The following is an 18,385-nucleotide window of genomic DNA, read 5'->3' on the forward strand; positions in this document are numbered from 1 at the left end:
CGAGGATTTCCAAGCCATGTTGCGTAGCGAGGAGATGCGCCGGCGCAATCGGCGGATCAACGAGTTGTGCAAGAGTTTCGAGCCGGTGATGTATGACGTCACAGCCTGCTTTGACTGAGCCTTCTCGAAAGGAGCTGGGCGAGGAAGTCGCGGCGCTTCGGCACGAGGTCGCGCGGCTGAACAAGCACCGTTTCGTGCGGTTGCACAATTCGCTCATCAAGCTCTTGTGGTTCAATTTCCTGCGCGGAGCGGCCTTCGGGCTGGGCACGGTTTTGGGGGCCTCGGTGCTGTTGTCGGCCTTGGTGTGGTCGATCAGCCAGGTGGAGATGCTGCCGGTGATCGGAGAGTGGGCGGCAGAGATTGTCCGGCAGATGGAGGCCGCCGCCGAACAGTAGCTTTCTGATGTCGATCAAGGCCCGGTTTGGCCCGGGCTGTCATGCTAGGATATCGCAACACGGGAGGACCCCTGAAATGTACAAGAAAATACTGGTGCCTGTTTCCTTCGACAATGACCGCGATGCAGCGGGTGCGCTTGAGGTGGCGGATCGTTTGTCCGGCGGAGAGGCCGAGATTGTTTTGATCCATGTGATGGAACAGATTCCGGGTTATGCCATTTCCTATGTTCCGCAGGATTATCTGACGGAAAGCCGTGCCGCCATTGAGACGGAACTGCGCGAGATGGCTTCGGGGGTCAAGAATGGGCGGTCGGAGGTGGTGGATGGCCATTCGGGGCGCACCATTCTGGATTATGCGGAGGCCAACGGCGTGGATTGCATCGTGATGGCCAGCCACCGGCCCGGCATGGCCGATCTGCTGTTGGGTAGCACGGCGGCGCAGGTGGTGCGGCATGCCAATTGCGCGGTGCATGTCATCCGATAAGTTAAGGTGAAAAGGGAGGTACTATGACACGACTTGTTGCAATGATGTTTGCGCTGATGGCCGGGGCGGCCACGGCGCAGGAGGCAGTGAATATCCGGCCCGACATGATGTCGGTCACGGTGGACACCCCCGGCGGGCCGGTTGAGATCAGCCGCATTCAGGACAACGACAATATGCTTGAGGGGGAGTGGGCAAAGACCTCGCGGCCTTGTCCGAATTTCTGCATTCAACCAATGGTGCCCGCCCCCGGCGTGACCCCGATTGGCGAGTTGGAAATGCTGGAGTTTCTGCAAGACCCCGATGTGGTGGTGATTGACGGGCGCATTCCGCAGGATTTCGCAACAGGCGCGATTCCCGGCGCGGTCAACGTGCCTTACACCGAGGCGCCCGACCGTTTGGGCGAATTGGGGTGTGAGCCGGATTTCGAGGGCTTTATCTGCGATGGGGACGACGTGAAATCGGTTGCCCTTTATTGCAACGGGCCTTGGTGTGGGCAATCGCCGGCAGCCGCGCGGCGGATGATCGAGGCGGGGTTTCCGGCCGAGAAAATCCATTACTACCGTGGCGGGATGACCGCATGGCGGATGCTGGGCCTGACGGTCTCTGATCCGTCTTGAGGGATTGAAAAGCGCGGGAGGCCCCCCATCTCGTCTTTTGTTGGATGAAAAAGGAGGCCCCCCGCGATGCACTGCCCTGTGGATGGAGAAGAGCTTGTGATCACCGAGCGTTCCGGTGTTGAGATTGATTATTGCCCGAAATGCCGGGGCGTTTGGTTGGACCGGGGCGAGTTGGACAAGATCATTGACAGATCGGGCGGGGCGGAACCCTCGGGGGCGAACCGTGCATCGCGGGACAGCAGCCGGGGCGACAAGCGCAAGAAGCGCGGCGGGTTTGGTGATTTCATCGAAGATATCTTTGATTTCTGAGGCTTGTGCATAAACCCGCCATGGTGGGACGGCACAAGAATTGTCTTGCTTTGTGGTCCGTGATCCGTCAAAGAGAGAGGGCTAAGACCTTCTATCGACCTTTCTGTTTTCCTTCCACGGCACGCAGTCATTCGATCCAGACGCGCTTTGCCGGGCCGCTGCATGATGCGAGCGGCATATATGATAAGGAAACTGACAGATGGCCAATGGCACTGTAAAATGGTTTAACACCACCAAAGGTTATGGCTTCATTGCACCGGAAACTGGTGGCAAGGACGTCTTCGTTCATATCTCTGCCGTTGAGCGTTCGGGCCTGACCGGTCTGGCCGACGACCAGAAAGTGACGTTTGACGTGGAAGCGGGCCGTGACGGCCGCGAAAGCGCAACGAACCTCGCCCTGGCCTAAACGCCAGCTCGCGACGTGAGATTTGGCGCGGTTCCCGAAAGGGAGCCGCGCTTTTTTGTGTTTGATGCGAATGGTTTAAGGTGGGGCTGCGATCTTTTCACAGACCTCTGCGAAAGCCGATTGGGAGCCTTGGGATTGAATTCGCTTGCTATGCTTTGGCACGAGACAGGGCTTTGCGAGCCAACCCGCGCCATTCACGCCGCATGAGGTGTTTGGCCATCCCGCTCTGCTGGCGCTTGATGATATGGAAGACCTGACCGACTGGCCGCACCACAGCCCCACCCCGTAGGTCGACACCGCGCCGGTCTCGGCCAAACACCCCAAAACCTCTCCGATGTCGAGACGCATCCTGTCCGGATATGCCCCGTTTCGCAGGGGCGGCTTTGAAGGAAACGGTTTCGCCAAGGTGCGCAACGCCCACCGCGCGCCCTGCCTACCACCTCTTAACCTTTCGCTAAGATAACCGATCCTGCTGGAAGGGGCGGGTTGCTGCCTCTCTCGTACGGGGAAGGGATAGGCAACATGAGGCAGAGCGAACATGGTCTTGATCACCCCAGACGACGGGCCCACGGGCCTGACGACTTCGATCCGGTCGCTGGAGCGCCAGTTGGCGGACATGCGGCAGGAGTTGGAGGAAAAATACGAACAGCTCAGGGCCGGGGATCTGAGCAATTTGAAGGATGGCGCGAAGGCCACTGCCGAAATTCGGCAATGGTTGAAGATCGCCTTGGAAGCGGAGGTGCAACTTGAAAAGCATCGGAAAAAAGAAAAGGGGATCGTCCACGACTATGCCCTCGACTTCGACGCAGCACGAGCTGCGATCGGGTGCCGCCTGGATCGCCTCAGAAGGGCCAGATGCTCAGGACGAGTTCCTAGATGCGTTGGGCGAAGGTGAGCTTCTGGCGCTGCCATATATTTTCGAGTTCTGGGCGCTGGAGCACCAATTGCCGCCCGAGGGCGATTGGCGGGCGTGGGTCATCATGGGGGGGCGCGGCGCGGGGAAAACCCGCGCTGGGGCTGAGTGGGTGCGCGCGCAGGTGGAGGGCGCGACGCCGCTTGCGCCGGGGCGCTGCAAGCGGTTGGCGCTTGTGGGTGAGACCATGGATCAGGTGCGCGATGTGATGATCTTTGGCGAAAGCGGGATCATGGCCTGTTCGCCGCCGGACCGCCGCCCGGTGTGGCAGCCGACGCGCAAGCGTTTGCTTTGGCACAACGGGGCCACGGCGCAGGTGTTTTCCGCGCATGACCCCGAGGCCCTGCGCGGGCCGCAGTTTGACGGCGCTTGGGTGGATGAGCTGGCCAAGTGGAAGAAGGCGCGCGAGACATGGGATATGTTGCAGTTCGGGTTGCGCCTTGGCGAGCATCCGCAGGTGTGCGTGACCACCACGCCGCGCAATGTTGGGGTGTTGAAGGAGTTGCTGGGTCAAGAGAGCACGGTTGTGACCTCTGCGCCCACCGAGGCCAACAGCGCCTATCTGGCGCAGAGTTTCCTGGATGAGGTGCGCACGCGCTATGCCGGGACGCGTTTGGGGCGTCAGGAGTTGGAGGGCGTGCTTCTTGATGAAGCCGAGGGCGCGCTTTGGACCACGCGACTGTTGGAGGCCTTGCAGGTGGATGACCTGCCCGAGATGGACCGGGTGGTGGTGGCGATTGATCCGCCGGTGACCGGGCGCGAGGGATCGGACGAATGCGGGATCGTGGTGGCGGGGGCCGTCACCCAAGGCCCGGTGCAGGATTGGCGGGCTTATGTCCTGGCCGATTGCAGCATCGGGGCGGCGAGCCCTGCGTCTTGGGCCAATGCCGCCATTCGCGCCATGGAGCAGTTCGGGGCCGAGCGCTTGGTGGCCGAGGTGAACCAGGGCGGTGATCTGGTGGAGCAGGTCATCCGGCAGGTGGACCCGCTGGTGCCGGTGAAGTCCGTGCATGCCAGCCGGGGCAAGGTGGCCCGTGCTGAGCCTGTGGCGGCATTGTACGAGCAGCGGCGCGTGTTCCATGCGCGGGGCTTGGGTGATCTGGAGGACCAGATGTGTGCGATGACGGCGCAGGGGTACGAGGGCAAGGGCAGCCCGGATCGGGTGGATGCGCTGGTCTGGGCCTTGCATGAATTGATGATCGTGCCGGCGGCCAAGTGGCGGCGTCCGAGGGTGCGCGCCGTGTGATGGCAGGCCCTATTCGAAGCGTTCGACAATCCTTTTTGGGCCTGTGACGAGCGACAGGATCAGGGGCAGAAGGGCCGCGATCAGGAACATGGGGGCCGGTCCGAGTGTATCGGATGCGGCCCCTGCCAGTGTTGGGCCAAGAACACTGCCTGCGGCGACGGCAAGCAGCACGGCTGTGAAGCTGACCGAGGGTTGGCTTGGAAAAAGGCGTTCCGACCAGAAGGCGAGAACCGCACTCATCATCATGACATTGGCGCCTTGCAGGCCGGCGGCGAAGAGCACCCCGGCCCAATGCGCCGGTGCAAGCGCCACGAGGGCCAGCGAGAGTGCGCTGGCCCAAAGCAAGAGGCGGACGAGCCAGGCCAGGCCGGTGCGCGCCTTGATGTGGTCGGTGAAGAGCCCGGCCAGCCCCAGCACACCATAGACAGTGAAGACCACGGCGGGGGCGAGGCCTTGGGCCAGTCCGGGAAGCGGGCCTGTCTGTGCGACCCTGTCTGCGGCAAATGAGATGAAGGTGGCCGAGGTCACCCCTTGCGACAGGGCGATGGCGAAAAGCGGCCCTGCCGCGCGCATCCTGAGCACCGACCAATCGGGCGGTTGGCCCGGGCCGGGGGAGCCTGCGGTGTCGCGCAGGGCCGGGATATTTGCGAGAAAGGCCAATGCGCCCAGTGCCGCGAAGAGAGCCCAGCACATTTGCCATGACAGGCCGCTTTGGGCCATTGCGAGGGCGAGGAGGCCTGCGAGGGCCACGCCGAGGCCGGTGCCCGTACTGATTGCGGAGAGGGCCTCGGGGCGGGTATCATAGGGGACTTGGCGGTGTACGGCATTGTTGAAAGGGGCCCAGGAAAACCCGGCGCTCGACAAGGCGAGAAAGACGCCCATGGCAAGCTGGGCTGTATTTTGGGCGAGGGCCACGGTGGCGAGGCCCAGTGTCGCGGCGGCAAGGCCTGTGAGCACGGCGCGGCGCGGACCATTGTGCGACGTGAGGTGTTGCGCGATCAAAAGCCCTGCGAAGAACCCCATGAAGCCAAGCCCCGAGAGCAGACCGGCGGTGGTGCTGGTGAGGTCGAAGCTATCGCGGAACTGGGGCAGGAACAGCCCGAACCCCATGCGCGCGGGGCCAAAGGTGATGGCCGTTGCCGCGAATCCAGCAAGTGAGAGTTTCCAGAATGGGGCCATCCCGCGCCTCCTTGGGCCTTTAGACCCAAGACGTAAGCATCTGTTTCTATATCGAAAAGGGCTGGGTTCCTTGCCTGCGCTGTGCCGGGGCGGGGCAGCGTACGCCTTGGTAAAGCTTTCATAAACCTTTGGGTGTCTGTTGGCTTTCGACGACGCGGAAGGCGGGCAGAGCCAAGGAGTGGAGCCGAGAATGATACTGGATTTCTTCAGACAGGGCGGGGCAGAGCCCGCAGCGCCGGAACAAAAGGCAAGTGCCGCGGCGCCGGTGATGGCGTGGCATGGGGCGGGGCGCGTGGCCTGGAGCCCGCGCGATACGGTCTCGCTGACGCGGACGGGCTATGCCGGGAACCCGGTGGTGCATCGCTGTGTCAAGCTGGTGGCGGAGGCCTGTGCGGGCTTGCCGATGGTTTTGGCCGGGGCCGAGGGGTCCTATGAGGCGCATCCTTTGAAGGCGTTGTTGGCGCGGCCAAATGGGGCGCAGGCGGGCGGTGAGATGCTGGAGGCGCTTTATGCGCAGCTGATCCTGACCGGCAATGCCTATGTCGAGGCGGTGGGTGCGCCGGGCGCTGTGCCGGTGGAGCTGCATGTGCTGCGCTCGGACCGGATGAGCGTGGTGCCGGGCAGTGATGGCTGGCCGGTGGGCTATGAATATGCCGTGGGCGGGCGCAAGCATCGCTTTGCGGTGGAGGACGGGATTTCGCCCGTGTGCCATGTGAAGGGGTTTCATCCGCAGGATGATCATTATGGGCTCTCGCCCTTGCAGGCGGCCGCGCAGGCTTTGGACGTGCATAACGCGGCGAGCCGGTGGTCTAAGGCTTTGCTGGACAATGCGGCGCGGCCTTCGGGGGCGATTGTCTATCGCGGGGCCGAGGGGCAGGGGACGCTTTCGACCGATCAATATGACCGTCTGGTGAGCGAGATGGAGAGCCATCATCAAGGCGCGCGCAATGCCGGGCGGCCGATGCTGTTGGAAGGGGGGCTGGATTGGAAGCCCATGGGGTTCAGCCCTTCAGATATGGAGTTTCAGAAAAGCAAGGAGGCGGCGGCGCGGGAGATCGCACTGGCCTTCGGGGTGCCGCCGATGTTGTTGGGGATACCGGGCGATGCGACCTATGCCAATTACCAGGAGGCGAACCGGGCGTTTTACCGCCTGACGGTGTTGCCTATGGCGGGGCGCGTGGCGGGGAGCCTTGCGCATTGGCTGGGGCGCTATACCGGCGAGGTGATCGAGATGCGGCCGGATATCGAGCAGGTGACGGCACTGGCGCATGAGCGCGAGGCGCAATGGCGGCGCGTGGCCGGTGCCGATTTCCTGAGCCGGGAAGAAAAGCGCCGGATGCTGGGCCTGCCGCCCTTGGCCGACGGTGAAGTGGCCGAAGCGGACATGACGGATGAGGAGGAGGCATGAGCCCACCGATGGGGGACGAGGGCGCACGCTATGGCTTTGAGGCCTTCGATTGTGCGCCGGCGCTGCGGCTGGAGGCGCATGAGCGGGTCTCGAAGCTGCAAAACGAGGCCATGGTGCATCGTTTGGAGAAGATCGAGGAGATGTTGGAGCGGCTGGAAAAGCGGCTTTGGCTGGCGGTTTACGGCGTGGTGGGCGCGATCCTGGTGCAGGCGTTTCAGCCTTTGTTGGCGGCGATGCCGTGAGGGCGCGCAGGTTTGATCATGGGGATGAGAAAAGGATGAGCGAGATGCAGGAGCAATGGGGCTTGGAACATAAGTTCTGCCGATTGGGTGAGGAGATCACCGTGAGCGACGGGGCCGTGATCGAAGGCTATGCCAGCCTGTTCGGTAGCCGTGATCGGGGCGGTGACGTGGTGGCCAAGGGGGCCTATGGCGCGTCTTTGACCAAGCTGAATAGCGAGGGGCGCGCGGTGAAGATGCTGTGGCAGCATGATCCGGCGCAGCCGATTGGCGTGTGGGACGAGGTGCGCGAGGATGGCAAGGGCCTTTATGTGAAGGGCCGATTGCTGGAGGGCGTGGAACGCGCCCGTGAGGCTGCTGCCTTGATTGCTGCGGGCGCGATTGACGGGCTTTCCATCGGCTATCGGACGGTGAAGGCCACGAAGAATGACAAGGGCCAGCGGCTCTTGACGGAACTGGAGCTTTGGGAGGTGTCTTTGGTGACCTTCCCGATGCTGCCCAGTGCGCGGGTGGGGGCCAAGGGGGAGACCCCGGAGACGGACCAGACCTTGCGCGAGTTGGCGGCGGCCTTTGAGGGCGCGCGCCGGGAGATGGCGCAAAGCTAGAGCGCCGCAACACGACCGAAACGACAGTGGGATCAAGCGATGAGCAAGACCGAGGCACAGTCTCGGACCGGGGGAGATGTGTCTCCGGTCCATGAGGTGAAGTCCGCCGTGGCGGGGTTCATGACCGAGTTCAAAGGCTTTCGGGCCGAGATCGAAAACCGACTTCAACAGCAGGATGACAAAATGACCAAGTTTGAGCGTAAATCCATGGGGGCGGCTGCGGCGCGCCCGGTTCTGGCGGCGGCGGATGCGGGCGAGGCCCCGCATCAGAAGGCCTTTGATGCCTATCTGCGCAGTGGCGATGACGATGGCCTGCGCGGCCTGGAACTGGAAGGCAAGGCGATGAGCACCGCCGTGGCGGGCGATGGCGGCTATCTGGTGGATCCGCAGACCGCCGAGAGCGTGAAAAGCGTTCTGGCCTCGACCGCGTCGATCCGGGCGATTGCCAATGTGGTGCAGGTGGAAGCGACCAGTTTTGACGTACTGATCGACCACACGGATGTGGGCCATGGCTGGGCCACGGAAAGTGACCCCACCACCGAGACCGGCACGCCCACGATTGACCGGATCACCATCCCGCTGCACGAGCTTTCGGCGCTGCCCAAGGCCAGCCAACGCCTGTTGGATGACAGTGCCTTTGACATCGAAGGCTGGCTTGCTGGCCGGATTGCCGACAAGTTCGCCCGTGCCGAGGCGGATGCTTTCATCAATGGAGATGGTGTGGATAAGCCCACCGGTTTTATGACCCATCCCAGTGTCGACAATGATGTCTGGACCTGGGGCAACCTTGGTTATGTGCCCACGGGTGTGGATGGCGATTTCGGCGGGGCCGAGGCGATCATCGACCTGGTCTATGCGCTAGGCGCGCAGTACCGGGCCAATGCGGCTTTCGTGATGAATTCGAAAACCGCCGGGGCCGTGCGCAAGCTGAAGGACAATGACGGGCGTTTCCTGTGGTCCGATGGTTTGGCCGCCGGGGAACCTGCGCGCCTGATGGGGTATCCGGTGCTGATTGCCGAGGACATGCCCGATATTGCGACCGGTGCGGATGCCATTGCCTTTGGCGATTTCAACGCGGGCTACACCGTGGCCGAGCGCCCGGACCTGCGCGTGCTGCGCGATCCCTTCAGCGCCACGCCGCATGTCCTGTTCTATGCCACCAAGCGCGTCGGCGGCGACGTGAGCGATTTCGCGGCGATCAAGCTGTTGAAATTCGCCATCTCGTAAGGGGTGAGCGATGGGGCGGGGGCCGCGCTGCCCCCGTCCGTGGCGCGCGTTTTGCCGCGATTTGCGTTGTCCAGCTGCTCCCCTTCGGACGAGCAACGTGAGGCTGCGCGCGCCTGAACCACCGGAGGGGATTGGGATGTGTGGAGAGAGTCCATGATGTTGATCGAAGAGACCACCTTGCCCGATGCGGCGCTTCCGGTGGAAGAGTTCAAGGCGCATCTGCGGCTGGGCACCGGGTTTGCCGATGGCGATGTGCAGGAGCCTGTTTTGATGGGGTTTCTGCGGGCGGCCATGGCGGCGATCGAGGCGCGCACCGGCAAGGTTTTGATCGAGCGGGGGTTTTCCTGGACCGTGACGCGGTGGCGCGCGGCGGGGGGGCAACCCCTTCCGGTGGCGCCGGTCACGGCGGTGACGCAGCTTTTGTTGCGCAACCGGGATGAAGAGGAAGAGGTGATTGCGCCTGCAATGTACCGGCTTGAACCGGATGCGCATCGGCCTGTGTTGCGCCCGAGTGGCACGGTGCTGCCCGCGATCCCCGAGGGGGGCGTGGCGGAGGTGCAGTTGAGCGCCGGGTATGCGCCGGATTGGGCGAGCTTGCCCGCTGATTTGGCGCAGGCGGTGCTTTTGCTGGCGGCGCATTACTATGAGTACCGGCATGAAACCGCGCTTGGTGATGGCTGCATGCCCTTTGGGGTGACAAGCCTGATCGAGCGCTATCGCACCGTGCGGCTGATGGCCGGGGGCGGTGCGTGATGGGCCGGGTGCATTTGAACCGACCGCTGGTTTTGGAAAGTGCTGAGCGCGTCAGCGATGGCGCGGGTGGCCATGAGGAGACATGGACCGCGCGGGGCACGCTTTGGGCCGAGGTGCGGGCGCGCACGGGGCGCGACCGGGCCGGGGAAGGCGGGGCCGTGTCGGCCACGGGGTTTCGGGTGACGGTGCGGGCGGCACCCTTGGGCGCGCCATCGCGACCGCAAGCGGGCCAGCGGTTTCGCGATGGCACGCGGATTTTGCGGATTGAGGCGGTGGCCGAGCGGGACGCGGCGGCGCGGTTCCTGACCTGCTTTTGCGAAGAGGAGGTGGGCCTATGAGCTATGGTGCGGCGGCGGCCCTACAAGCGGCGATTTATCAGCATTTGGCGGCGGATGCGGGCCTTGGCGCGCTGGTGGGCGATGCGATTTTCGACGCGCTGCCCTCGGGGCCATTGCCGGAAACCTATGTCACGCTTGGCCCCGAAGATGTGCGCGAGCGTGGCGATGGCACGGGCGGTGGCGCGTGGCATCGGGTGACGCTGTCGGTGGTCACCTCGGAGGCCGGGTTTCACGGCGCGAAGGAGGTGGCGGCGGCGGTGAGCGATGCCCTGACAGACGCGCAATTGAGCCTTTCGCGGGGGCGCTTGGCGGCCTTGCATTTCTATCGTGCGCGGGCGCGGCGGGAGGGGGCCGGGGATGTTCGCCGGATCGACCTGACCTTTCGCGCGCGTGTGGACGACACCCTTTAACCCATTGATTTCACGGGAGATGAACCATGGCAGTTCAAAACGGTAAGGACCTGTTGGTCAAGATCGACCTGACCAGCGACGGCAATTTTCAGACGGTGGCGGGCCTTCGGGCGACGCGCATCAGTTTCAACGCGGAAAGCGTGGATGTCACCAGCCTTGAAAGCGCGGGCGGCTGGCGCGAGTTGCTGTCGGGCGCGGGCGTCAAATCGGCCTCGATCAGCGGATCGGGGATTTTCCGCGACGAGGCGAGCGACGAACGCGCGCGGCAGATTTTCTTTGACGGCGAGACCCCGGATTTCCAGGTGGTGATCCCGGATTTCGGGGTGGTCGAGGGGCCGTTTCAGGTGAGCGCCATTGAATATGCGGGCACCCATGATGGCGAGGCGACGTATGAGTTGTCGCTTGCCTCGGCTGGGCAGTTGACCTTCACGGCGGCCTGATCCGATGGCGAACCCCTATGCAGGTGAGGTGGCCTTGGTGATCGACGGGCAGCGGCATGTGATGAAGCTGACCCTCGGGGCCTTGGCGGAGCTGGAAGCGGGCCTTGAGGGCGACAGTCTGCTGGGCATGGTGGAGCGCTTTGAAAGCGGCGCGTTTTCCAGCCGCGATGTGCTGCGCCTGATCGTGGCGGGGCTGCGCGGGGGCGGTTGGCGGGGGCAGGCTGCGGACCTGCTGAGCGCCGAGATCGAGGGCGGGGCCATGGGCGCCGCCCGGGCCGCCGCGGAATTGCTGGCGCGGGCCTTCATGGCACCGGAGGGGGCATGAAAGCGGCGCGGTTTGATTGGCCCGCCTTGATGCAGGCGGGGATGCGCGGGCTGGGCTTGCGGCCGCATGAGTTCTGGGCGCTGACGCCGGCGGAGTTGGAGGTGATGCTGGGCACGCAGGCCGGGATTGCGCCCTTGCGGCGTGGGGGGCTTGAGGCCTTGATGGCGGATTTCCCCGATGTGCCGAAGACAAAAAAGGATGGATGACGTGGAACGATTGGATGATCTGGACGCGCAGGTTGAGGCGCTGGACGAAACCCTTGGGCAGACCGCCGGGATGGCTGCGGCGTTCAACGCCGAACTTGCCCGGGTGCGCGAGAGTTTCGCCGAAACGGGGCAAGATGTGGCGACGCTGGAACGGGGGATGAGCCGGGGCCTGACCCGCGCCATTCGCGGCGCTGTGGTGCATGGGGACAGCCTGTCCCAAGCGCTTGAGAATATGGCCAATTCAATGATCAACGCGGCCTTCAATTCGGCCGTGGAGCCGGTGACAGAGCATGTCGGCGGGTTGCTGGCCCAAGGGGTGGGCGGCCTGATGTCGGGGCTGTTTCCGTTTGAGAAGGGGGGCGCCTTTTCTCAAGGCCGGGTGCAGCCCTTTGCCAGTGGCGGGATTGTCAGCGGGCCTGTGACCTTTCCGATGCGCAACGGCACCGGCTTGATGGGCGAAGCGGGGCCGGAGGCGATCATGCCGCTGTCGCGCGGGCCTGATGGCAAGCTGGGCGTGCAGGCGCGCGGCGGTGGTGCTCCGGTCAATGTGGTGATGAACATCTCAAGCCCGGATGCCGAGGGCTTCCGCCGCTCGAAAGGACAGATCGCTGCCGAATTGGGCCGGGCCATCGGGCGCGGCGCGCGCAACCGCTAAGGAGGGTGAGCGATGAATTTTCACGAGGTACGTTTCCCCGCAAGCCTGAGCTTTGGCTCAATCGGGGGGCCGGAGCGGCACACGGATGTTGTGACGCTGGCCAATGGGTTCGAGGAGCGCAACACGCCGTGGCGGCATTCGCGTCGCCGCTATGACGCGGGCGTGGCGATGCGCAGCTTGGACGATATTGAAACGCTGATTGCCTTTTTCGAGGCGCGGCAGGGGCAGATCTATGGGTTCCGCTGGAAGGATTGGACCGATTACAAATCCTGCGGGGCGCGGGCCGAGGTGGGGTATGACGATCAGGTGATTGCCGTGGGCGATGATGTGACCAGCGATTTTCAACTGGTCAAGCAGTACCGATCCGGCGGGCAGGTTTATGAGCGGCCCATCACCAAGCCGGTGGCAGGGACGGTGCGCGTGGGCCTTGGCGGCGATGAGCAGCAGGAGGGCGTGCATTACGAGGTGGATACTGAGACCGGGGTGATCCGGTTTGCCCATCCGCCGAATGCGGGTGTCGAGATCACCGCCGGGTTCGAGTTTGACGTGCCGGTGCGGTTTGACATTGATCGCATCCAGACTTCGCTTGCCAGTTTTCAGGCAGGCGATGCACCGAATGTGCCGATCGTGGAGGTCCGGGTATGAGTGGGCTGCACGAGGGGTTGAAGGCGCATTTGGAAACTGGTGTGACGACGACTTGCCGGTGTTGGGCGGTGACGCGGTCGGATGGCGTGACGCTGGGCTTTACCGATCATGATTGCGGGCTGGCGTTTGAGGGGATCGCCTTCAAGGCTGACACAGGGTTAAGCGCCTTGGCTTTGCAGCAAAGCACTGGGTTGTCGGTGGACAATACCGAGGCCTTGGGCGCGCTGAGCGATGCTGCGATCCGCGAGGCGGATATCGAGGCGGGGCGGTATGACGGCGCCGAGGTGCGCGCGTGGCTGGTCAATTGGGCCGATGTTGACCAACGACAGTTGCAATTTCGCGGCAGCATTGGCGAGTTGCGCCGTGCCGGTGGGGCCTTTGAGGCCGAGTTGCGGGGGTTGACGGATGTTTTGAACCGGCCCGTTGGACGGGTGTACCAGAAGCCGTGCACGCGGTCTTGGGCGATGCGGCCTGTGGGTTCGATGTGACGACTCCGGGGTATTTTGCCGAAACCGTGGTTGAAGAGGTCGAGGATCGGCGGGTGTTCCGCTTTGCCGAGTTGGCGGGCTTCGCGCCTGCTTGGTTCCGGCATGGGCTTTTGCGTATGGAGAGTGGCGGGGCCGAAGGGTTGTCTGGGCCGATCAAGAGTGATGTGCAGGAGGCGAATGCGCGGGTGATTGAACTGTGGGAGCCGTTGCGTGCGCCGATTGAGGCGGGCGATGCCCTGCGCCTGATCGCGGGGTGCGACAAGCGCGGCGAGACCTGCCGGTTGAAGTTCAACAACTATCTGAACTTTCAAGGGTTTCCTGACATTCCCGGTGATGATTGGACAATCACTGACCCGGCGCGGGCAGGCCGTTTGGATGGCGGGAGCCGCAGGGGATGAGCCGGGGGGATAAGATCGTGCAGGCCGCGCGGGCATGGCTGGGTACGCCTTACCGGCATCAGGCTTCGTGCAAGGGGGCGGGGTGCGATTGCCTTGGGCTGTTGCGGGGGCTTTGGCGCGAGGTGTTGGGCGCGGAACCCGAGGCGGTGCCGGCCTATACGATGGATTGGTCGGAGCCTGCCGGGGATGAACAATTGTGGCGCGCGGCGGCGCGGCATTTGCGGGCCAAGCCCTTGGGCGATGAGGCGCCGGGTGATGTGCTTTTGTTCCGGATGCGGGCGCAGGGGGTGGCCAAGCATCTGGGGGTGGCGGGCCGCATCGGCGCGCAGGCCACGTTCATTCATGCTTATTCGGGGCAAGCGGTGGTTGAAAGCCCGCTGACGCCGCCATGGCGGCGTCGCATCGTGGCGCGATTTGAATTTCCATAGGAAGGGGTAGCAGGCATGGCGACGATCATTCTTTCGGCGGCGGGGGCGGCGATTGGCGGCTCGGTCGGGGGCTCGGTTTTGGGTCTGTCGATGGCCGCTGTGGGCCGATTTGCGGGTGCGGTTATCGGGCGATCCATCGACCAGCGGTTGATGGGGCAGGGATCCGAGGTGGTAGAAACGGGCCGTGTCAACCGCCTGCGCCTTACGGGTGCGGGCGAGGGCGACGCGGTGGCGCAGGTCTTTGGCCGGATGCGGGTATCAGGTCAGGTAATCTGGGCCACGGAGTTTCTGGAAACGGTGACCATAACAGGGGGCGGCGGTGGCAAGGGGAGCGCAGCTCGCACACCCACGCAGGCCGACTACAGCTATTCGGTGAGTCTGGCGATTGCCCTTTGTGAGGGGGAGATTTCGCATGTGGGGCGCGTTTGGGCCGATGGCACGGAGATTGCGCGCGATGATCTGAACATGCGGGTCTATCGCGGGACGCGGGATCAGATGCCCGATCCGCGCATGGAGGCGGTTGAGGGGGCGGGCACGGTGCCTGCCTATCGCGGTACAGCCTATGTGGTGATCGAGGATCTGGAGCTTGGGGCCTATGGCAACCGGGTGCCGCAGTTCAGTTTCGAGGTATGTCGCCCGGCGCAGCAAGGCGCCGAGGGCGCTGATCTGGACCCTGTGCAGGGGATGCGTGGCGTGGCGATGTTGCCGGGCAGTGGTGAATATGCGCTTGCCACAACGCCGGTGCGGATGGACTTCGGCTTTGGCTCCACGGGGTTGGCCAATGTGAACACGCCCTCGGGCAAGGCGGATTTTTTGACGTCGCTGGACAGCCTAGAGGGGGAATTGCCAGCCTGTGGGACCACGTCATTGATTGTGAGTTGGATTGGCGATGACCTACGCTGTGGGGAATGCTTGATCCGGCCCATGGTGGAGCAGCAGGAGTTTGATGCTGCCAATATGCCGTGGCAGGTGTCTGGGTTGAACCGGCAAGCTGCGCCGGTGGTGGCGCGCGATGCCGAGGATCGCCCGGTTTATGGTGGCACGCCTGCTGACGCTTCGGTGGTTGAGGCGATTGTGGCGCTGAAAGAAGCCGGGCAGGATGTGATGTACTATCCCTTCATCCTGATGCAGCAGATGGCGGGGAATGGTCTGCCGGATCCATATGGTGCTGATGAACAGCCCGCCTTGCCGTGGCGTGGGCGGATCACCGGGGCGCTTGCGCCGGGGCAGGACGGCAGCCCCGACGGCACGGCGGAGGCCGAGGCGCAGGTGGCGGCGTTTTTCGGCACGGCGCAGGCGTCGGATTTCGCGGTTGGGGGACATTCCGAGAGCGGTGGTACGGGGGGTAATGGAGCCTTCGATTTCATCATCTACGACGGCCCGGTGAGCCAAAGCCCGGTGGTCTATAGCGGCCCGGAGGAGTGGGGGTATCGCCGGTTCATCTTGCATCAGGCGGCGCTTTGCAAGGCAGCGGGCGGTGTTGAGAGTTTTTGTATCGGGTCGGAAATGCGTGGGCTGACGCAGTTGCGCGGCGCGGGCAATTCCTTTCCCGCCGTGCAGCAGTTGATTGCTTTGGCCGCTGAGGTGCGCGAGCTCTTAGGGCCGGAGGTAAAGATTGGCTATGCCGCTGATTGGACGGAATATTTCGGCTATCAACCGGGCAATGGCGACCGGTTTTTCCATCTTGATCCGCTTTGGGCAGATGACAACATCGACTTCATCGGGATCGACAATTACATGCCGCTGAGCGATTGGCGGGATGGCGATGATCATGCCGATGCCGCGGCTGGGTCGATCTATGATCTGGAGTATTTGCAGGGCAATATCGAGGGCGGCGAGGGCTATGATTGGTATTACCATTCGCCCGAAGCCCGCGCGGCGCAGATCCGCACACCGATCACCGACGAGGACCATGGTGAGCCGTGGATTTGGCGGTTCAAGGATATTCGCAATTGGTGGGCCAATGTGCATCATGAGCGAGTAGGCGGTGTTCGAGCGGAGATGCCCACCGATTGGGTGCCGATGTCCAAGCCCATCCGCTTCGCCGAGTACGGTTGTGCGGCGATCGACAAGGGGAGCAATCAGCCCAATAAATTCCTTGATCCCAAATCCTCGGAATCCAGCCTGCCGCGTCATTCCAACGGGCGGCGCGATGAGTTGATGCAGTTCCAGTATCTGCGCGCCATGGCAGGGTACTGGACTGACCCTGCGCGGAACCCTGTTTCTGAGGAGTATGACGGGCCTATGGTCGATTGGGCGCATAGCTGTGCCTGGGCGTGGGATGCGCGGCCTTTTCCGTTTTTTCCAAACAATCGTGGGCTTTGGTCGGATGGAGCCAACTATGCGCGGGGGCATTGGTTGAATGGGCGAATGTCGGCGCGAACCTTGCCGTCGGTTCTGGATGAAATCGGTGAGCGGGCCGGGTTGCGCCATGGTGATAGTGGCGCGGTGCATGGGCTTGTGCGTGGCTATCTGGTGGACCAGATCGGCGAGGCGCGTGGCGCGATGCAGCCCTTGATGCTGCGGCATGGGGTGGATGCGGTCGAGCGGGACGGTGCGCTTCGGTACGAGTTGCGGGATGGTCGGGTGGATCATGTGATCGAGCCTGATCATCTGGTGCGCGATCCCGAGGTGGACGGGATCATGGAGGAAACCCGCGGCAATGCGGCCGAACTGGCGGGGCGGGTCCGGCTGCGTTTTGTCGAGGCGGATGCGGATTATGAGGTGATCGCCGAGGAAAGTGTGCTGCCGGATGAGGCGACGCATGCGGTCTCCACCTCGGAGATGCCCTTGGCCCTGACGCGGGCCGAGGGGCGGCAGACCGTTGCCCGGTGGTTGGCGGAGGCGCGGGTGGCAAGTGATAGCCTGCGACTGGTTTTGCCGCCGTCGCAATTGGAAGCCGGGGCCGGGGATGTGATCGCGGTGCCTGAAGAGGGTGGGCGTGGCCTGTATCGCATTGACCGGGTGGAGCAGATGGGAAGCGCCCAGAAGGCCGAAGCGGTGCGGATTGAACCCGAGTGCTATGACCCTATCGAGGTTGAGGAGGAGGCCGGGGCGGTGCGGACCTTTGTGGCGCCAGTGCCTGTGACGCCTTTGTTCCTTGATCTGCCCTTGATGACTGGCGAAGAGGTGCCGCATGCGCCGCATATTGCCGTCATGGCGGATCCCTGGCCCGGATCGGCGGCGCTTTATGCTTCGGACGAAGATGCCAATTACCGGCTGAATCGAATTTTGGCGGCGCGTACGCCGGTGGGGGTGACGGAAACGCCGTTAAGCTGGGCACCGATGGGGCGCTATGACCATGGGGCGGGTCTTTTCGTAAAGATGCGCTATGGACAATTGGAAAGTATCAGCCTTGAGGGGATGCTGAACGGTGGGAACCTGTGTGCGATTGGGGACGGCACGCCCGGCGGGTGGGAACTTTTCCAGTTTCGCGATGCCGAACTGGTCGCACCTGAGACTTACGTACTGTCGCATCGCTTGCGCGGGCAGTTGGGCACCGAGGTAGAGCCGGGGCATATCTGGCCCGTCGGGTCTATCGTGGTGCGGCTAGATGGCAGCCCTCGGCAGATTGACATGCCCGAGGCAAAGCGGCGCCTGTCGCGGCACTATCGCATCGGTCCGGCGCAGCGACCTGTGGATGACCCGGCCTATAGCCATGCGCAGATTGCCTTTGATGGCTTGGGATTGCGGCCTCTGCGGCCAGTGCATTTGCGGGCCAGCGGTGAGGCCGGGCAGGATCAACACCTCAGTTGGATACGCCGAACGCGCATTGGCGGGGACCGTTGGGATACACCAGAGGTGCCTTTGGGCGAAGAAAGCGAGATTTATGTCGTACGCGTCATGCAAGGCACCCAAGTTTTGCGCGAGAACGTCGTCAGTGTACCTGAATGGATATACGAAGGGTCCGCACAGTCTGCCGATGGTTTGACAGGACCCTACGAGGTGCATGTTGCGCAACTTTCGGCCCTATATGGGCCGGGGCCATGGGCGCGCATCGCGCTTGAGACCTAGCCATTGGCGCAGACGACGCAGCGGGTCACACCGGGGTCAAGCTCCAACCGGCCCGCTGCGATCTCTTCTCCGCAGTCTTCGCAATAGCCGAACTCGCCCTCGTCCATCCGGGCGAGGGCGGCTTTGAGTTTTTGTCTTTCCACCTGTCTGCGGGCATGGGTGGCCTTGGCCATGGCTTGGTTTTGCAGCGCGTCCTGACGGCTGAGCCGTCCGACGGCTTGCTGATCCAGTTCGACGGTGGCTTGCCCCGCTTCGCC

General features: G+C 63.5%; 22 protein-coding genes and 2 pseudogenes. 22 read left to right on the plus strand and 2 right to left on the minus strand.

Translation table 11 applies throughout. The annotated features are described in order from the left end of the window. The 7 genes and pseudogenes from QZ498_RS15790 to QZ498_RS15820 form a co-directional block, all read left to right on the plus strand. Window positions 1–118, plus strand: a pseudogene (locus QZ498_RS15790) (antibiotic biosynthesis monooxygenase); the annotation flags it as partial. Continuing rightward, entirely contained in the window at window positions 111–395 is a 285-nt protein-coding gene (locus QZ498_RS15795; RefSeq protein WP_294623967.1) for a DUF5665 domain-containing protein, read from the plus strand. The pseudogene QZ498_RS15790 and the gene QZ498_RS15795, both read left to right, overlap by 8 nt. A 76-nt stretch (window positions 396–471) precedes the next feature. Next, entirely contained in the window at window positions 472–879 is a 408-nt protein-coding gene (locus QZ498_RS15800) for a universal stress protein (protein ID WP_294623969.1), read from the plus strand. A 23-nt stretch (window positions 880–902) separates the two neighbouring features. Next, on the plus strand, window positions 903–1,496 hold the full coding sequence (locus QZ498_RS15805; protein WP_294623971.1) for a rhodanese-like domain-containing protein: 594 nt from the start codon (window positions 903–905) through the stop codon (window positions 1,494–1,496). A 66-nt stretch (window positions 1,497–1,562) separates the two neighbouring features. Next, on the plus strand, window positions 1,563–1,805 hold the full coding sequence (locus tag QZ498_RS15810; RefSeq protein WP_294623973.1) for a zf-TFIIB domain-containing protein: 243 nt from the start codon (window positions 1,563–1,565) through the stop codon (window positions 1,803–1,805). A gap of 199 nt (window positions 1,806–2,004) precedes the next feature. Next, the gene (locus tag QZ498_RS15815; protein ID WP_294623975.1) at window positions 2,005–2,211 is read left to right on the plus strand and encodes a cold-shock protein; all 207 of its coding nucleotides are present in this window, start codon (window positions 2,005–2,007) and stop codon (window positions 2,209–2,211) included. A 788-nt stretch (window positions 2,212–2,999) separates the two neighbouring features. Further along, window positions 3,000–4,370: a terminase family protein gene (locus QZ498_RS15820; RefSeq protein ID WP_294623977.1), complete on the plus strand. Its 1,371-nt coding sequence runs from the start codon at window positions 3,000–3,002 to the stop codon at window positions 4,368–4,370. 9 nt (window positions 4,371–4,379) lie between these two features. On the opposite strand, the gene QZ498_RS15825 is transcribed toward QZ498_RS15820, so the two are convergent. Further along, window positions 4,380–5,549, minus strand: coding sequence for an MFS transporter (locus QZ498_RS15825; protein WP_294623979.1), 1,170 nt, complete (start codon window positions 5,547–5,549; stop codon window positions 4,380–4,382). A 190-nt stretch (window positions 5,550–5,739) separates the two neighbouring features. Here QZ498_RS15825 and QZ498_RS15830 point away from each other — a divergent pair, with 190 nt between their 5' ends. From QZ498_RS15830 to QZ498_RS15900, 15 genes and pseudogenes are all read left to right on the plus strand, one after another. Next, complete coding sequence (locus tag QZ498_RS15830) at window positions 5,740–6,957, plus strand: phage portal protein (RefSeq protein WP_294623980.1); 1,218 nt, start codon at window positions 5,740–5,742, stop codon at window positions 6,955–6,957. Beyond that, a complete protein-coding gene (locus tag QZ498_RS15835) occupies window positions 6,954–7,199 on the plus strand; it encodes a hypothetical protein (RefSeq protein ID WP_294623982.1) in 246 nt (81 codons plus the stop codon). The genes QZ498_RS15830 and QZ498_RS15835 overlap by 4 nt, the downstream gene beginning before the upstream one ends. A 44-nt stretch (window positions 7,200–7,243) precedes the next feature. Then, complete coding sequence (locus tag QZ498_RS15840; RefSeq protein ID WP_294624006.1) at window positions 7,244–7,801, plus strand: HK97 family phage prohead protease; 558 nt, start codon at window positions 7,244–7,246, stop codon at window positions 7,799–7,801. Window positions 7,802–7,840: 39 nt separating this feature from the next. Further along, window positions 7,841–9,028, plus strand: a complete 1,188-nt coding sequence (locus QZ498_RS15845; protein ID WP_294623984.1) for a phage major capsid protein — start codon at window positions 7,841–7,843, stop codon at window positions 9,026–9,028. A gap of 153 nt (window positions 9,029–9,181) precedes the next feature. Beyond that, window positions 9,182–9,781, plus strand: a complete 600-nt coding sequence (locus QZ498_RS15850) for a head-tail connector protein (RefSeq protein ID WP_294623986.1) — start codon at window positions 9,182–9,184, stop codon at window positions 9,779–9,781. Continuing rightward, entirely contained in the window at window positions 9,781–10,119 is a 339-nt protein-coding gene (locus QZ498_RS15855; RefSeq protein WP_294623988.1) for a phage head closure protein, read from the plus strand. Before QZ498_RS15850 ends, QZ498_RS15855 begins: the two co-directional genes overlap by 1 nt. Beyond that, the gene (locus QZ498_RS15860) at window positions 10,116–10,529 is read left to right on the plus strand and encodes a DUF3168 domain-containing protein (RefSeq protein WP_294623990.1); all 414 of its coding nucleotides are present in this window, start codon (window positions 10,116–10,118) and stop codon (window positions 10,527–10,529) included. Before QZ498_RS15855 ends, QZ498_RS15860 begins: the two co-directional genes overlap by 4 nt. Window positions 10,530–10,555: 26 nt before the next feature. Further along, window positions 10,556–10,969: a phage major tail protein, TP901-1 family gene (locus QZ498_RS15865; RefSeq protein ID WP_294623991.1), complete on the plus strand. Its 414-nt coding sequence runs from the start codon at window positions 10,556–10,558 to the stop codon at window positions 10,967–10,969. A 4-nt stretch (window positions 10,970–10,973) separates the two neighbouring features. Further along, the gene (locus QZ498_RS15870) at window positions 10,974–11,294 is read left to right on the plus strand and encodes a gene transfer agent family protein (protein ID WP_294623993.1); all 321 of its coding nucleotides are present in this window, start codon (window positions 10,974–10,976) and stop codon (window positions 11,292–11,294) included. After that, a complete protein-coding gene (locus tag QZ498_RS15875) occupies window positions 11,291–11,500 on the plus strand; it encodes a rcc01693 family protein (RefSeq protein ID WP_294623995.1) in 210 nt (69 codons plus the stop codon). Before QZ498_RS15870 ends, QZ498_RS15875 begins: the two co-directional genes overlap by 4 nt. Next, window positions 11,493–12,155, plus strand: a complete 663-nt coding sequence (locus QZ498_RS15880) for a phage tail tape measure protein (RefSeq protein ID WP_294623997.1) — start codon at window positions 11,493–11,495, stop codon at window positions 12,153–12,155. Before QZ498_RS15875 ends, QZ498_RS15880 begins: the two co-directional genes overlap by 8 nt. A gap of 12 nt (window positions 12,156–12,167) precedes the next feature. Further along, window positions 12,168–12,800, plus strand: coding sequence for a DUF2460 domain-containing protein (locus tag QZ498_RS15885; protein ID WP_294623999.1), 633 nt, complete (start codon window positions 12,168–12,170; stop codon window positions 12,798–12,800). Beyond that, a pseudogene (locus QZ498_RS15890) lies at window positions 12,797–13,686 on the plus strand (DUF2163 domain-containing protein). The gene QZ498_RS15885 and the pseudogene QZ498_RS15890 overlap by 4 nt, the downstream one beginning before the upstream one ends. Beyond that, window positions 13,683–14,114, plus strand: a complete 432-nt coding sequence (locus QZ498_RS15895) for a peptidase (RefSeq protein WP_294624001.1) — start codon at window positions 13,683–13,685, stop codon at window positions 14,112–14,114. Before QZ498_RS15890 ends, QZ498_RS15895 begins: the two are co-directional and overlap by 4 nt. A 15-nt stretch (window positions 14,115–14,129) precedes the next feature. Then, on the plus strand, window positions 14,130–18,128 hold the full coding sequence (locus QZ498_RS15900; protein WP_294624003.1) for a glycoside hydrolase/phage tail family protein: 3,999 nt from the start codon (window positions 14,130–14,132) through the stop codon (window positions 18,126–18,128). On the opposite strand, the gene QZ498_RS15905 is transcribed toward QZ498_RS15900, so the two are convergent. Further along, on the minus strand, window positions 18,125–18,385 hold a 261-nt coding region (locus tag QZ498_RS15905), incomplete at its 5' end, for a TraR/DksA C4-type zinc finger protein (RefSeq protein ID WP_294624004.1). The genes QZ498_RS15900 and QZ498_RS15905 overlap by 4 nt on opposite strands.

It is taken from the genome of uncultured Roseovarius sp. (genome assembly GCF_913057115.1).
In the GTDB taxonomy this organism is placed as follows: Bacteria; Pseudomonadota; Alphaproteobacteria; order Rhodobacterales; family Rhodobacteraceae; genus Roseovarius.